The sequence below is a fragment of the Arthrobacter sp. ISL-65 genome (assembly GCF_018613795.1).
In the GTDB taxonomy this organism is placed as follows: Bacteria; Actinomycetota; Actinomycetes; order Actinomycetales; family Micrococcaceae; genus Arthrobacter.
The window spans coordinates 69,026-83,881 of sequence record NZ_JAGGPN010000038.1 but is presented as its reverse complement, the minus strand read 5'-3'; the positions used below and the strand labels follow the sequence as shown (position 1 = coordinate 83,881).

The following is a 14,856-nucleotide window of genomic DNA, read 5'->3' as shown; positions in this document are numbered from 1 at the left end:
TGCATGCCCGTGTATGTGGACAAACCCTCGCCAAGACTGCGATCACTGCCGCCGGGGGAGACTCAGGTAGGCTAGGTCAGCAGACAATGCACAACGTTGGGCTGCCCGAATTCGAAACAGGAGATTTAGTGACTGCTGACCTCGTCATCGTAGGATCAGGCTTCTTTGGCCTGACGATCGCAGAACAGGCCGCCAGTGAGCTGGGCTTGAAGGTGGTCGTCCTCGACCGCCGCCACCACATCGGAGGCAATGCCTACAGCGAGAAGGAAGAGCAGACCGGGATCGAGGTTCACCGCTACGGTGCGCACCTGTTCCACACGTCGAACGAGCGCGTCTGGGAGTACGTCAACCGCTTCACTGCCTTCACAAACTACGTGCACAAGGTCTATGGCGTGCACAGCGGGGAGGTTTTCTCCCTGCCAATCAACCTGGCCACGATCAACCAGTTCTTCCGCGCCAACATGACGCCGGGAGAGGCGAAGGAACTCATCCAGGAACAGGCCGGGGAACTTGCCGGCACCGATCCTCAGAACCTGAACGACAAGGGCATTCAGCTCATTGGGCGTCCGCTTTACGAAGCCTTCATCAAGCACTACACCGGCAAGCAGTGGCAGACGGATCCCAAGGACCTGCCCGCGGGCATCATTTCCCGCCTTCCCGTCCGGTACAACTACGACAACCGGTACTTCAACGACAAGTACGAGGGTCTGCCGACCAACGGCTACACGGCCTGGATCGAAAAGATGGCCGAGCACCCGAACATCGAGGTTCGGCTCAACACGGACTTCTTCGACGAGTCGCACGAGTACAGCAAGGGCAAAGTGGTCGGCAGCATCCCGGTCATCTACACCGGACCGGTGGACCGCTACTTCGACTATGCTGAGGGCGATCTTTCCTGGCGCACCATCGACTTCGAGGAAGAAGTGCTCGACGTGGGTGACTTCCAGGGCACTTCAGTGGTCAACTACAACGACGCCGAGGTGCCCTACACCCGCATCATCGAGCCCCGCCATTTCCACCCGGAACGCGACTACCAGGCGGAGAAGACCGTCATCATGCGCGAGTTCTCACGTTTCGCCGAGAAGGGCGATGAACCCTACTACCCGATCAACACGAGCGCAGACCGCGAGCGCCTGCTCAAATACCGCGATCTCGCCGCAGCCGAAAAGAACGTCCTCTTCGGAGGCCGGCTTGGTACGTACAAATACCTCGACATGCATATGGCCATCGGGTCGGCGCTAACAATGTTCGACAACCAGATCCGGCCCCATTTCGAAAGCGGAGCCAACCTTGAAAGCGGAGGAGTGGACGCATGAGCACAGCAACCAAGAGTGAGACTCAGGGCGGCACGGAAAACAACGGCACGCAGGCGGAATGGACGACAGTCCAGCGGGTCATCCTCCCTGGAGAACGGGGCCTTGAGACACTGCCGCTTTACATGGACTCCGGCGTTGTAACAAGCTCAACGGACCTCACCGACGCGATGTCCGGATTTGGCCGCCCCTCCGCCGCACCTGGCGATGAGACCATCACCAGCCGCAGTGTCCACGCGGACGACATTGAATCGAAGACGTCCGCCTCTGTCCGGGCCGGCGAGCGGATCTCCTTTGGCACCTATTTCAATGCCTTTGCCGCAAGCTACTGGCGGCGCTGGACCACGGTGCAGGAAATCCGCCTCAGTGTCCGCACTTCCGGCCGCGGCACCGTCAGCGTCTACAAGTCAAACGCACGCGGCTCTCTGCAGCACGTCGAAACCACGCGCGTCATGGGTCAAGCGGAGACACTCTTCACGCTTCCGCTGCTTCCGTTCGGCGACGGCGGCTGGTACTGGTTCGATGTCACGGCCGGTGCCGAAGATATTCAGTTCCTGGGTGCGGAATGGCAGACCCAGGCGCCCCGACGGCAGCACGGCACCCTGACGGTGGAAATCACGACGTTGAACAAAACGGCGTACTGCCTCAACAACCTGCGCATCCTCGGCGAACATCCGGAGGCCCTGGCCAATGTCAAGGAAGTCATTGTCGTAGACCAGGGCACCGAGAAATTGGCGGAAGCTGAGGGCTTCGCCGAAGTGAGCGCCGCGCTGGGGGATAAGCTGCGCATCATCAACCAAGCTAACCTGGGCGGCTCGGGCGGCTTCGCCCGTGGAATGTACGAGGCCGTCGAAAATGGCAGCGACTACGTCATGCTGCTGGACGACGACGTCGTCATCGAACCGGAGAGCATCACCCGCCTGGGCATTTTTGCCGATTACTGCAAAAAGCCCACGTTGGTGGGCGGCCACATGTTTGATCTTCACGACCGCAACGTTCTCCACACCTTTGGGGAAATCGTGAACCCGTGGGTCATCGGTCCGGACGAGCCGAATCCGAACCAGCAGATGCGGCATAACTTTGCCCGCCGCAACCTGCGCGACACGCCCTGGATGCATCGGCGGGTCGATGTCGACTACAACGGGTGGTGGATGTGCCTCATTCCGACGTCGGTCATCCGCGAGATCGGCCTTTCCCTTCCGGTCTTCATCAAGTGGGATGACACTGAGTACGGCGTGCGTGCCAAGGCTGCGGGCTACAGCACCGTTTCGCTCCCGGGCTCTGCCGTCTGGCACGTCTCATGGATCGACAAAGATGACCTGGTCGGGTGGCAGGCTTATTTCCACACCCGCAACCGCTTCATCTATGCACTCCTCCACAGCCCATATGATCTGGGCGGCGGACTGATCGAGAACTCCTTGAAGCTCGATCTCAAACACAATATCTCGATGCAGTACTACACGGTGCTGGGGCGCATCGAAGCCATGCGCGATCTTCTGCGCGGCCCTGACCAGCTCCACGCCATTCTTCCCACGAAGCTCCCTGCAATCCGGGCCATGGCGAAGGAACATTCCGAAGCGCAGTTCAAGCCGAGCCCTGATGATTTTCCCGTCGTCAAGACGCGGAAGGTGCCCAGACGAGGCAAGGGCGTCAGCGTTCCGTCGTACGTGTCGCTGGTGCCGTGGCTGGCCAAGACCATTGTCCGCCAGGTAGGCGTGCCACTCTCCGATGCCAGCCGGCGCAACCCGGAAGCGCTTGTGCCGCACGAGGACAACAGATGGTGGAGGATGTCACAGCTGGACAGTGCGCTGGTCTCGAACGCGGAAGGGAGCGCCGCTTCCTGGTACATGCGGGATCCCAAGCTCGTCCGGAAGCTCCTCATTGACAGCGTGAGGATATACGGCGACGTGCTTCGCAGATGGCCCAGCCTCAAGAAGCAGTATCGGGCTGCCTTGCCGCAGATCACCTCGATGGAGGCTTGGAGGAAAACCTTCGAAGCCCACAGCGATCTAGGTGACAAATGACCTCTCCCAACGCGGAGCTGGTTCGTCCGGGTCTGGGCCGAGGTCTCAATGACGTCGTCCGATCCAGGTTTCTGCTGAAGCTGTTGGTTCGAAAGGAACTGAAGGTCAGGTACCGGGGATCTGTCCTCGGTCTGCTGTGGTCCTATGTGAAGCCGGGGATGCAGTTCATTGTCTTCTATATAGCGCTGGGGGTTTTCCTCGGACTGGAAAGCAGTCCGAGGAACCCGGATGGCCTTCCGAACTATGCGATCTACCTGTTTTCCGGAATAGTCTTGATTAACTTTTTTAGTGAGGCGCTCGGGAACGCTTCCCGGTCAATCGTCAATAATGGTGGCCTGATCAAGAAGATTTACCTCCCGCGGGAACTGTTCCCGGTAGCGTCCGTCTGGGTGTCTGCCGTGCATTTTTTTCCGCAGCTCGTGATTCTCGTGGTTGCCTGCGTGTTTGCTGGGTGGCATCCGTCCTTTATCCAGCTAGTTGCCGCGGCTGCGGGCTTCATTGTGGTGGGGCTCCTGGCTACGGGGCTGGGATTGTTGTTCGGCGCAGCGAACGTCTATTTCCGTGACTCCGAGAACTTCGTCGACATGCTGCTGATGGTGGCAACTTGGGCATCGCCTGTGATGTACGCCTGGACCATGGTGGCGAAGGAGATAGGGGAGTTTTGGTACACCGTCTATCAGCTCAACCCGATCACGGTGGGTGTGGAGGCATTCCATTTTGCCTTCTGGGTTCCAACAACTGACGGCAATTTCCCGCTGCCGCCGCACTTGCTGTCCTGGTGGCTACCCTTGGCACTGCTCATTTCCGGAGCCGTTCTGTGGCTCGGCCAACTGACATTCCGCCGACTGGAGGGCCGTTTTGCTCAAGAGCTCTGATACGACGACGGCAATCGAAGTCAAGAACATCAGCAAGCAGTTCGTGCTTCGCCACACGCGGTCCATCAAGGAAGCCATTGTCTGGTTGCTGAAGGGGCGCAAAGGCGACCTCTCGGAAAAATTTCATGCCCTCCGCGACGTTTCCGTGGAAATCGGTCAGGGAGAGGCCGTGGCGCTGCTGGGTCTAAACGGGTCGGGAAAGTCCACGCTGCTCAAACACATTTCGGGTGTCATGCTTCCCGACAGTGGAACAATACGGACACGCGGGCGTGTGGCCGGGCTCATCGAAGTCGGCGCTGGCTTCCATCATGACCTCTCGGGCAGGGACAACGTCTTTCTCAACGGTGCGATCCTCGGAATGAGCGAGGAAGACATCGAGGACAAGTTTGATTCGATCGTCGAATTTGCTGAGATCGGAAAATTCATCGATACAGAGGTGAGGTTCTATTCGTCCGGGATGTACCTCCGGCTGGCGTTCTCGGTGGCCGTTCACACGGACCCCGAGGTCTTTCTCGTGGACGAAATACTTGCAGTCGGTGACGAGCCGTTCCAGAAGAAATGCATTGCAAAAATCCAGGACTTGGCTGCGGAAGGCAAGACCCTTGTCGTCGTCAGCCATGACCTGGATCTCGTCTCACGGATTTGCCAGCGGGGCATCCTGCTGGAGGGCGGCAACGTAACCTTTGACGGACCGATCGAAGAGGCCGTGGCGACGTTGCGCCTTTAGGTGCTTCGACAGACAACTTCACCCGCACAACATAGAGGCAACCGACAATCTGTCGGTTGCCTCCATGTTTTGCGGGGGGTCAGTCTAGCCTTGGCCGTTCCCAAACTCCCCACAGCCCGTCACCTTGTACAGTTTGGCCGAGCCCTGCTGGTCCACCAGTGTCAGACCCGTTGCGCTTTCCGCGTGGTCCATGGCCGTGTTGGGGTGCGCGCCGCCGTGCACTTCGCGTTCGTCGAACTTCAGGGCGAACTCGACGTTCAGCTTCCGTGCTGCCGGGCACACCGAGGGATCAACACCGGCTTCGTCAATCTTGCTCATCACAATGAGCTCTTCCGGGCTGCGCTTTCCTACGACGTGGGGGACCACGGCCTGCCGTTGCGAGATCCCCTCCGTGAGGGAGGCACCCGTGAAAGGATCTCCGTAGACCCGGGAATTGGACGGAACCGTTTTAGGAAGGCGTGCCAGGAGTTCCTTCTCGTCGGTTGAAAGCAGCGGCGAGTTGGGGCCAATCTTGTAATTTGAGGCGGCAATCTGCTGCTCGGTGCCAACGGAACCGAACTGGGCTCCGACGGCGATGGCCAGGACGCCCAGAACCAGAACACCGGCCGGGGTGATCCTGTCGAGGCTGTTCCTGCCTGACATCCGGAGGGCGCCGCTAGTGAATTCTCCCAGCCGGAGTCTCGTGGATGCGTCCGCGAGACCCCGCAGGATGCTTTCCCCGCCGAGGACGGCCAGCGGCAGAAGGACAACGGGAAGCATCGCGGCCAGCCGGTACGAGTCGTTGTACCAGACGCCAGTGAGAAAGTGGCGGGCATCGCTCTGCGGAAGCGCTGACGCCACGACGAAGAGTCCGGAGGCAACGGTTGCCATGCCAAGAACCCACACGAGCTTACGGCGCGCGATGGATGCCACGAGTCCAGAAACGAGCAGAACCAACATCGCCAGCGAAACGTGGCGCCTTTGCGGTCCTGCTCCGAGAATCTCGCCGATTGCCTGTGAAACAGTCTGATACGGCTTCCATTGGGATGACGTGAGGCTCTGGCCGGCAAGGTCCCAACCCAGGAACGCCAGCGGCACGTAGACAGCAACCACTGCTGCGAAAGCGATCAGTACTGCTGCCCTGACCTGCCCTGCGCGGTAGCCGGCACCCAGCCGGAAAAGCTTGACGAAAAGCAGTGGCAGCGCGAGCCCCACCAGGGCAACGACAAAGCTGGGATGTGCCAGTGCAAGGCCCGGCACGACCAGGACGCCCTGGCAGAGCACCGGTACGACCCGCCGCTTTGTCGGGTTGAGGCCCAGAAGGTCGATGATGAGCGCCAAAGCCACAGGCATGATGGCAATAGCCAGAAGGTTGGGATAAAGGACGCCGAAGTCGATCATCAAATACGGAAAGGAACTGAAGCCCGCTGCAACCGCTCCGGCCAGTAGCATGGGCAAAACCTTGCCGCTGGAAATTCGGCTCGTCAGGTACATGGTGCCCAGGGGCCAGATCACCGCAGCGACCACGATGTTTGCCGCGGTGATGGCCTGGGGGACGGAGACCGAAGCCGCCGAAGCGACAAGCGCGACCAGATCGTGCCAGGCGGCGGGATAGAACGCGGCTGAAGATTCCGTCAGGTTTCCCAGCGTCAGGGACGACCCGGAACCCGACAGAAGGATGTGACCGACTGCGTTGAGATGAAAGATGTTGTCGTATGTCTGTGAAATGCTGTCCGGAGCACCGATGATTCTGCTAAAGCGGACCGCGATAATGACTGCTGGTATCGCGAAGGCAACGAGGATGGCGCCGCGCCTTATCCACTCCTGGGCTGATGTCAGGGCGGGGCCGTTTCCGGCGTCACCATCGGTTCCGTTGTCGAACGCCCGTCGGGGCTGCGCCCCGAAGGCAATGCCGCGCATGGCCAGCACGTAGCGGAGAACCAATGCGGCCACTGTGAGGATCACGGCACAGACGGCCACCGGGATAATCCCGTAGCCAATGTTGGCGTATGGAGCTGCCACAGCAACGACGCTGGCGATGGTGACCGTCGTCGGACCCGATACCGCGAAGAGAGGAAGGCCCCTGACTCCTGCTCCCCGCATGACCACGAGCCCTGGCCCCAGGAAGATCACTGCCGCCAGCAGTAAAACGGGCACGAATGTCACCCAGGGCATGGGGGCTCCTCGACAGTTTCAGGGAAATATGGCCAGTGGCCAACAATACTGTAAGCAGGGCGAGCGCCCACTGCCGTCCCCGGGCCCCGCATTCGGTATGGGAGACTAGTCCAGTGAATCGAACGTGGATTGTCATTCCTATGTACAACGAAGGCACCGTTGTCGGCGATGTAATCCGAGGTCTCCTGCCTACTTTCCCCTACGTCGTGTGCGTGGATGACGGCAGCTCGGACGAGTCGGCGAAAATCGCCCGCGAAGCGGGAGCCGTGGTGGTACAGCACCCCATTAATCTTGGCCAGGGAGCCGCCCTCCAGACCGGCATCGAGTATGCGCTGCAGGATCCGGAGCTTGGGTGCATTGTGACGTTCGACGCCGATGGCCAGCACAAAGTCTCTGACGCCTTCGAGATGGCGAACCGCATTCTCAACAACGAGGCAGACATCGTCCTCGGCTCGCGCTTCCTTGACGACCGAACCAAGCTCACTCCGATGAAGCGGATCGTGCTCAAAACTGCCGCGCTCCAGTCCAAGCTGTCCACCGGGCTGGACCTGACGGACGCGCACAATGGGCTCAGGGCCTTTAACTCCTATGTTGCCCGCAACATCAACCTGACGCAGAACCGCATGGCGCATGCCTCCGAGCTGGTCAATAGGCTGGCAGCCATGAAGCCCCGGTACGTGGAACACCCCGTGGAGATCATCTACACGGATTATTCGAAGGCCAAGGGGCAGTCCCTTTTGAACTCGGTTAACATTCTCGCGGAACTGTTTTTGAGGTAATTCATGCTTATTGTCATCCAGATCATCCTGGTACTCGCCGTCGTCCTGGTCGCGATGATCCTCATGCGGGGCGGTTCAAACGCCAGGCATCTGGCAATCCGCCGCATCATGCTGATGGTGTTTACCTTCGTCGCGGCCCTGTCGATCTTCTTTCCTCAGATGTTGACCACGGTCGCAGGATGGTTCGGAATCGGCCGTGGAACCGACCTTGTCCTGTACGGCGTCGTTGTTTGGCTCTTGATTTTCATGGCCACCACGTACCAGCGGTTTCGCCAGACCGAAATTTCGCTAACAAAGTTGTCCCGGCGAATCGCCATTGACGAGACTCCGAGAGTCTGGGAAAAAACGGACGGCAAGTAGCATGTCCCCACGATCGGAAGAACCGGTGGACGTTTCGGTGGTCATTCCGACCAACCGAATGCATCGATGGCTGGATCAGGCTGTCACTTCCGTCCTTCAGCAGACCGGCGTCACCCTTGAAGTGGTCCTTTACCTTGACAATGTAAAACTGAGCCCTGGAACTGACTGGGCAGACGACCCCCGCGTGCGGGTGGTGTCCGGCGCAGAGTCCCAAGGTGTCGGGCATGCCCTCCGCGAGGCCTGCAGGCAGGCGCGGGGCGAATTTATTGCGCGACTGGACTCTGACGACGTCGCTTTGCCGGGACGCCTGGCACGGCAGGTTGCCTACTTGCGCACCCACGCGGATACGGTGGCCGTTACAGGCCAGGCGCCGTGGATTGACGAAGAAGGCGTCCGGATTGGCGCTTTCGGCCATTCTGCCGGTTCCGACGTGCGCGGAAAGCTTTTGGAGCAGAACGTGCTGGTCCAGTCGGCGATCATGTTCCGCGCCACGGACTACCTGGCTGTGGGCGGGTACAACCCTCTCAAGCAGATGGAAGACTACGACCTGTGGCTGCGGCTGGCCTTGCGCGGACGGATGGCAGTGCTCGAGGACGATGTCGTTGAATACCGTATACACCCCGACCAGACCAGCCGGGGCGTGCATCCGCGGGCGTCCTACGTCAGGACAATTTTCGCCGGTCGGAAGAACCTCGCGGAGTCGCTGGGAAAGTCGGCAGCGAGCCAACTGCTCCGGAATACGGCATTCCGCACAGCGCTCTACATGATGTACTACCTTCCACCTAGCGTTATTCGGCGGATCAGAACGCTGACATCCCGCTGACGCAGGCAGAGGGAGTCAGCCCACTCGCCGTGCGCGTGTTCCGGAATTGCAGCTACCGGCTGCAATGCAGCCCTGCGTACCGGTACTGGTAGGCTGATGAAAGTGTGTCCCGGGCCGGTCGTAGCCCCGGACTGGCCTTATATGTTTATGGAATTTACCCCAAGGCGGTTATAACAATGTCCCTACTGACTGGTTCTTCGGTGCTCATCACCGGAGGTACAGGCTCTCTTGGCAAGGCTCTCATCAAGGAAATTCTGGACAACCATGACGTCCGCCGTCTTGTGATCATTAGCCGTGATGAACTGAAGCAGCACGAGTGCCGCGCGATGTTCAACAACGACCCGCGACTGCGGTGGTTCATTGGGGACATCCGGGACCGCCAGCGGCTGGACCGTGCATTCCACAAAGTGGACTACGTCATCCACGCTGCCGCGCTCAAGCAGGTAGATACCGCTGAGTACAACCCGTTCGAGTACGTTCAGACCAACGTCCAGGGCTCGCAGAACGTCATCGACGCAGCCATCGATGCAGGCGTGAAGAAGGTCGTTGCCCTTTCTACGGACAAGGCCTCCAGCCCGGTGAACCTCTACGGTGCCACCAAGCTCTGCGCCGACCGCCTGTTTATTTCTGGCAACCATTACGCCGCCGCCTACGACACCCGTTTCTGCGTTGTTCGCTACGGCAACGTCATGGGCTCGCGGGGCTCGATCGTTCCGATCTGGAAGCGGATGGCAGCCGAAGGCAAGTCGCTTCCCGTCACCGATGACCGCATGACCCGTTTCTGGATCACGCTGGACCAGGCCGTGAAGTTCGTGCTGGACTCCTTCGAGATCATGCAGGGCGGCGAGCTGTACGTTCCGAAGATCCCGTCAGTCCGCATCACGGATCTCGCCAAGGCCGTGGACGACAACGCGACGACCCACGAGATCGGCATCCGCCCGGGTGAGAAGCTGCACGAAGAAATGATCGCTGCTGACGATTCCCGCCGCACGGTGTCAGTCGGCAACCGTTACGTCGTCATGCCCCACCTCGGCGGCTGGGGCTACGAGACTCCTGCCGATGCCGAGCCCGTCAAGGACGGCTGGAGCTACCAGTCGGATGGAAACGAAAAGTTCCTGAGTATCGAAGAGCTCCGGGCAATGTTTGTCGCGGAAGGTCTGTAAAGCGTGCTTCCCTATGGTCGTCAGTCCATTGACGAGTCGGACGTGCAGGCGGTAGCTGAAGCCCTCCGGAGTGACTGGCTCACTACGGGGCCGAAGGTGGCCGAGTTCGAAGCCGCGATATCGGCCGTGGCCGGCGGTGCAAACGCCGTCAGCGTTACGTCGGGCACGGCCGCACTGCACGTCGCTTACGTGGCGGCGGGCGTTCGGCCTGGGGACGAGATCGTGACTACGCCGCTGACCTTTGTGGCCACGGCTGCAACGGCCGCCATAGCCGGGGCGAAGATCGTCTTCGCCGACGTCGACCCTTCCACCGGCAATCTTTCCTTGGATGCTGCCCGCGCAGCGGTGACTCCCAAGACGCGCGCCATCACAGCCGTTGACTACGCGGGACTGCCGGTGGATGCCGCGGCATTCAATGAACTCGCCCACTCCTCAGGGGCGCTCTTCGTCGAGGACGCGGCCCACTCCGTGGGATCGCTGCTGGACGGAATCCCTGTGGGTAAGGTTGCCGACCTTACGACGTTTTCGTTTTTCCCGACGAAGAACATGACCACGGCGGAAGGCGGCGCGGTAGTTACGCCTCATGACGACCTGGCCACCAAGGCCCGGCTGTTCAAGGGTCAGGGGCTGGTCCGGGAGCAGGAGTCCCTTCGTTTCCCGGACGAGGGCCCCTGGCATCAGGAAGTGCACGAGTTTGGCCTCAACTACAGGCTTCCCGACGTGCTGTGTGCCCTGGGCATCAATCAGATCGCCAGGCTCCAGTCGTTCCGTGAGCGTCGGCAGCAGATTCACGACGCATACAACGCGGCATTTTCGGACCATGACAACCTCACCATTCCGGGGACGGTGGACGGAGCGGTCCCCGCATGGCATCTCTATCCTCTGCGGGTAGAGGCCGACCGTCGTCGGGCCATTTTTGAAGAGCTTCGTGGCCGCGGTATCGGTGTGCAGGTTAACTACATTCCCGCTTACTGGCATCCGGTGTTTGAGGATCTGGGCTACAAGCGGGGCATGTGCCCCGAAGCCGAGCAGTACTATCGCCAAGAGATCTCCCTGCCGCTGTACCCCGGCCTTACCGATCCTGAAGTTGAGCGAGTGATCGAAAACGTTCTGGCTGTAGTCGGCTCATGACGAAGCTGACCTCGCCGCGTGTTATTGCGGTCATCCAGGCGCGGGTGGGATCCACCCGACTGCCAGGCAAGGTGCTGCGCGACCTGGCGGGCGCGCCGGTGCTTGAATGGGTTGTCCGGGCTGCAAAGGCCGCCCAGGGGATCGATCAGGTTGTCATCGCTACGTCCGTGGACCCCGGCGACGACGCCATCGCCAGCTTCGGGGCGGACCAAGGTATCGAGGTAGTGCGGGGGAGCGAGGACGATGTTCTTAGCAGGTTCCTTCTTGCCGCCGAGGTCACGGGTGCAGATGCCGTCGTTCGTCTGACAGCTGATTGCCCCTTGCTGGACCCGATGGTGATTTCCCAGGTCGTGTCGCTGTGGCGATGCGATCCCAGCATCGATTACGTCTCCACCACCCAATTCCGCTCGCTGCCCAGGGGCTTGGATGTGGAGCTTGCCACGGTTGCAGCGCTCACCGCAGCGGATGAGCGTACTGAGTCCTATCACCGTGCTCATGTGACGAGTGCCTTGTACGAAGAGGGGGCCGGCTTCAGCTGTGCGGCCCTCACGTTCCGGCCGACGACGGCGCAGTACAGGGTTACGCTCGACACCGCGGAGGACGCCGCACTGTTGGAGGAGCTCGCGCCGCTACTGCCGCAGGTTCCGCCGCGCTGGCGGGATGTCGTGGGCATCCTCGATGAGCGCCCCGATATCGTGGCCATCAACGCGCACATCGAGCAGAAGGCACTGAGCGAGGGCTGATTTTGCGGGTACTCCTCAGATGTGATTCGACGAAGTCGCAAGGGCTCGGCCACGTCATTCGAACCATGGCACTGGCGGAAGCTGCTCTGGCTGCAGGCCACAGCGTCCAATTCAGTGGTGAAGTGGAAAGCCCTGTCGGCCGAGCACTGATCGAGGATCTTTGCTCGGCCATCCACCCATTGCCAAACGGACCCGAAGCTGTAGCGCGGCTGGCCTGCAAGGTGGGGGCCGATCTTGTTCACATAGATACGTACGCGGACCAAGGCGACCTGGTTGGCGAGTTGCGCAAGGTGGGTGTGCTCCTGTCGTCGATGGAGGACGGAAGCTTTGGAAGGCGCCCGGCGGATCTTGTGATAGATCCTTCACCTGGTGCTGAACTTGGCTACCGGCCGGGGGACGGCTCCTACAGGCTGTTCCGGGGCGCCGGGGCGATTCCGATCCGCCGTTCGATCCAGGAGCTTGACGGCGCTAAAACCGCCAGCAGGGGGCTGGCGGCGGGCAGAGATGTCATGATTATCATGGGCGGCACGGACGCACGCGACATGACGTCCCAGTGCGTCGAGCTCTGGGCCCAGACGCGGATACCATCGCGCTGCTTCGTCGTGGACCCGGGTGGCCGTCAGGGGTTCTCCGTCGAACTGGCCGCTGGCCAGTCGCTGGAAGTGATCCAGCCCTCCCTGCAGGTTCCCCACCTCTTCCCCTCGATGGATCTCGTGATCAGCGGAGCCGGCACTACAACCTGGGAGCTGGCGACGCTGGGCGTACCCATGGCCTTGGTGCAGCTCGTTGAGAACCAAGCCGACAATTACACGTTCGCAACGGGTAACGGAATGGCCCTTGGCCTAGGGAACGCGAGCATGGGGCAGCTGGACAAGCCATCAGCAGTTGCAGCGCTGCGCGGCCTGCTCCAAGACGATGTGCGACGTCTCCGCCTGGGAGTCCAGGCGCGGAGCGTAGTAGACGGCGGGGGAGCAGACGCGATCGTGCGGTATTGGGAGCAGATGGCCGCCGAATCGGCTGGAATCTCGGTTAGGCCCGCAGAGATCCATGACGCGGGGCAGCTCTTTGATTGGCGGAACGACCCGACTGTCCGCCAGGTTTCGCGGGAGAAGGATGAGCTAGCCTGGGACACACACGTGGCTTGGGTGTCTCGTGTCGTCAAGGATCCGGGAGTCTGTCTCCTCATCGTGCAATGCGACGGTCAGCCGGCGGGGACCGTGAGGTTCCATGTACTCGAGGACGGGCACTGGGAAGTCTCCATCACGGTTGCTCCGGCTATGCGGGGGCGAGGCCGGGCCGCCGAGATCCTCTTGGAGGCAGAGCGTTATTTTCTGGAACGCCGTCCCGAAGCTGTGCTGCACGCCTCGATGCTGGACTCAAACGTTGCGTCCTACAAGCTGTTCCTCAATGCAGGATATGAAGGGACGCTCGACGGTTCCGGCGAGGAAAGCTGGTATCACCTTGTGAGACGAGGCGGCCCAGTTCCCCGCCCGTGACCGGAGAATCACATACGTTCTAAAAACCAGGCCCGGTTGCTTCTTATATGGGTATGGGCGAATCACGATAAAGAAAGACCCCTGGTCGGCGCATGCCAACCAGGGGTCTTCCGTCTATTGGCCGCACGCAAACTGCCGAGGTGGCCTACAGTCGCTTAGGCTAAACGACGTCCCAGGTAAGGGGCGTGCCGGCTTCACAGTCCGTGCGGAAGGGACGCCCAAGAACTGTTTCGTACATGCCGGGTTCAAGGCCTCCGGCGGGCCGGATGGAACGGACGTTCTCTGGCGATGCGAGTTCGCCTGCCCTCACGGGTTTGACTACGTACAGTGAACGCCGAAGTCGCTGGCTTTCGGATTCGCTGGCGGTCTGCCGGATGACCGGCGATCCGAGGGCCTCCCACGCAGTCTGGCTCTCCTGAACCAGCGCGGCAAGCTCGGCCGGTTCCAGGGAGAAGTCGGAGTCGACGCCCCCATCCGCACGGCTCAGCGTGACGTGCTTCTCGATAACCGTGGCGCCAAGTGCAACTGCAGCAATCGCTGCGCCGATGCCCATCGTGTGGTCCGAGAGCCCCACCTGGACACCGAAGGCGTCCCGAAGTACGGGGATGGTGCGTAGGTTCGATTCTGAGGCTGCCGCTGGGTACGAGGACGTGCAGGCAAGGACCACGATCTGGTCGTTACCCTCCGCCCGGATGGTCTGGACAGCGGTATCGATGTCCGTCATCGAAGCCGCGCCATTAGACAGGATGATGGGCTTTCCGGTACGGGCAACAAGCCGGAGGAGCGGCAAGTCGCCGATTTCGAGGGAAGCGATTTTGTAAAGCGGAGCGTCGAGGGATTCCAGCAGTTCCACGGCAGATGCATCAAACGGACTGGAGAACGGGATCAGCCCCCGGGAACGTGCGCGTTCGAAAATCGGGGCATGCCACTCCCATGGAGTGTGGGCCTCCGTGTAAAGCTGGTACAGGTTCTTGCCACCCCAAAGCGGGTGGTCGGCGCTGATGTTGAACTGGGGTTTGTTGGAATCGATAGTGATGGTGTCCGCGGTGTAGCTTTGCAGCTTGACGGCCTGGGCGCCAGACTCGGCGACCATATCGACGATGTCGAGAGCGCGCTGCAGGTCACCGTTGTGGTTGCCCGACACTTCGGCAATGATGAACGGCCGTTCGGAGTTGCCAATCCTGTGGCCGGACACTTCGTAGGATGCTTGCATTAGTTACCTATCTCGCTTAGGCGCTTGTTTGACGCTGCTGGTGCGGGTGAAAGGA

At 60.7% G+C, this 14,856-nt stretch carries 13 protein-coding genes; 11 read left to right on the top strand and 2 right to left on the bottom strand.

All coding sequences use genetic code 11. The features are described from left to right. Window positions 1-128: 128 nt before the first annotated feature. Genes glf through J7I85_RS16175 form a run of 4 tightly spaced genes read left to right on the top strand, consistent with a single transcriptional unit; the run spans window position 129 to window position 4,939 of the window. A complete protein-coding gene (gene glf, locus J7I85_RS16190; protein WP_214853541.1) occupies window positions 129-1,316 on the top strand; it encodes a UDP-galactopyranose mutase in 1,188 nt (395 codons plus the stop codon). After that, window positions 1,313-3,337: a glycosyltransferase gene (locus J7I85_RS16185; RefSeq protein WP_214853539.1), complete on the top strand. Its 2,025-nt coding sequence runs from the start codon at window positions 1,313-1,315 to the stop codon at window positions 3,335-3,337. The genes glf and J7I85_RS16185 overlap by 4 nt, the downstream gene beginning before the upstream one ends. Further along, window positions 3,334-4,212, top strand: coding sequence for an ABC transporter permease (locus J7I85_RS16180; protein WP_214853537.1), 879 nt, complete (start codon window positions 3,334-3,336; stop codon window positions 4,210-4,212). The genes J7I85_RS16185 and J7I85_RS16180 overlap by 4 nt, the downstream gene beginning before the upstream one ends. Continuing rightward, complete coding sequence (locus J7I85_RS16175) at window positions 4,196-4,939, top strand: ABC transporter ATP-binding protein (protein ID WP_251024425.1); 744 nt, start codon at window positions 4,196-4,198, stop codon at window positions 4,937-4,939. The genes J7I85_RS16180 and J7I85_RS16175 overlap by 17 nt, the downstream gene beginning before the upstream one ends. Before the next feature lie 84 nt (window positions 4,940-5,023). Here the strand turns inward: J7I85_RS16175 and J7I85_RS16170 are convergent, their stop codons facing one another. Beyond that, window positions 5,024-7,093, bottom strand: a complete 2,070-nt coding sequence (locus J7I85_RS16170) for a DUF6541 family protein (protein ID WP_214853535.1) — start codon at window positions 7,091-7,093, stop codon at window positions 5,024-5,026. A gap of 113 nt (window positions 7,094-7,206) precedes the next feature. Here J7I85_RS16170 and J7I85_RS16165 point away from each other — a divergent pair, with 113 nt between their 5' ends. The 7 genes from J7I85_RS16165 to J7I85_RS25750 all read left to right on the top strand — a co-directional run bounded on the left by J7I85_RS16165 (window position 7,207) and on the right by J7I85_RS25750 (window position 13,588). Next, entirely contained in the window at window positions 7,207-7,872 is a 666-nt protein-coding gene (locus J7I85_RS16165) for a glycosyltransferase family 2 protein (RefSeq protein WP_308159522.1), read from the top strand. Window positions 7,873-7,875: 3 nt separating this feature from the next. Further along, the gene (locus tag J7I85_RS16160; protein WP_214853530.1) at window positions 7,876-8,232 is read left to right on the top strand and encodes a DUF2304 domain-containing protein; all 357 of its coding nucleotides are present in this window, start codon (window positions 7,876-7,878) and stop codon (window positions 8,230-8,232) included. 1 nt (window position 8,233) lies between these two features. Further along, a complete protein-coding gene (locus J7I85_RS16155) occupies window positions 8,234-9,055 on the top strand; it encodes a glycosyltransferase (RefSeq protein ID WP_214853526.1) in 822 nt (273 codons plus the stop codon). A gap of 176 nt (window positions 9,056-9,231) precedes the next feature. Next, complete coding sequence (gene pseB / locus J7I85_RS16150) at window positions 9,232-10,218, top strand: UDP-N-acetylglucosamine 4,6-dehydratase (inverting) (protein WP_214853523.1); 987 nt, start codon at window positions 9,232-9,234, stop codon at window positions 10,216-10,218. Window positions 10,219-10,221: 3 nt separating this feature from the next. After that, complete coding sequence (locus J7I85_RS16145; RefSeq protein ID WP_214853521.1) at window positions 10,222-11,349, top strand: aminotransferase class V-fold PLP-dependent enzyme; 1,128 nt, start codon at window positions 10,222-10,224, stop codon at window positions 11,347-11,349. Beyond that, on the top strand, window positions 11,346-12,092 hold the full coding sequence (locus tag J7I85_RS16140; protein ID WP_214853519.1) for a cytidylyltransferase domain-containing protein: 747 nt from the start codon (window positions 11,346-11,348) through the stop codon (window positions 12,090-12,092). Before J7I85_RS16145 ends, J7I85_RS16140 begins: the two co-directional genes overlap by 4 nt. Before the next feature lie 122 nt (window positions 12,093-12,214). Then, entirely contained in the window at window positions 12,215-13,588 is a 1,374-nt protein-coding gene (locus J7I85_RS25750; RefSeq protein WP_214853517.1) for a bifunctional UDP-2,4-diacetamido-2,4,6-trideoxy-beta-L-altropyranose hydrolase/GNAT family N-acetyltransferase, read from the top strand. Window positions 13,589-13,748: 160 nt separating this feature from the next. Here J7I85_RS25750 and pseI read toward each other — a convergent pair whose 3' ends face one another. Further along, window positions 13,749-14,801: a pseudaminic acid synthase gene (pseI, locus tag J7I85_RS16130; RefSeq protein WP_214853515.1), complete on the bottom strand. Its 1,053-nt coding sequence runs from the start codon at window positions 14,799-14,801 to the stop codon at window positions 13,749-13,751. Window positions 14,802-14,856: the final 55 nt, after the last annotated feature.